At 31.9% G+C, this 385-nt stretch carries 1 protein-coding gene; it reads right to left on the bottom strand.

Going from position 1 to position 385, the window contains the following annotated elements; genetic code table 11:
* Window positions 1–385, bottom strand: a 385-nt coding sequence (locus E3E36_RS12715) for a hypothetical protein (protein ID WP_206203759.1), incomplete at its 5' end; no start/stop codon positions are given.

Here is a 385-nt window from a genome sequence, read left to right as displayed (position 1 = left end):
TCATTCATTTTTAATAATGCTTCCATCTTTTGTTTCATAATCATCACCGTTTTTTAAACGTTCGTAATAAGCAGATGGAATATCGAATTGCTTAATCTTTTCTTTATTAATTTTTCTGGGTTGTTTTCTTTCACGAATAATAAAACCCCAACATTCAATTCTATGCTGCGTTTTAAAACATTCTACAGCAAATTTTTTATTATCTATAATCAAGCCTTCTTGTTCTAATGCATGAAAATGAAGCGTAAATGGAAGCCTGGTATCAGCCACTGCAAACTGAAGATTTAAAATCTGTTCCAAAGCAGCCGGAGCATATAAATGCAAGTCGTTTTCTCTTCCCAATAAACCCATACTGGTAATTAAACCAACCAAACCAAAATAATGA

This window comes from Thermococcus sp. M36 (assembly GCF_012027355.1).
Lineage (GTDB): Archaea > Methanobacteriota_B > Thermococci > Thermococcales > Thermococcaceae > Thermococcus.
This window is presented reverse-complemented; position numbering and strand designations above follow the sequence as displayed.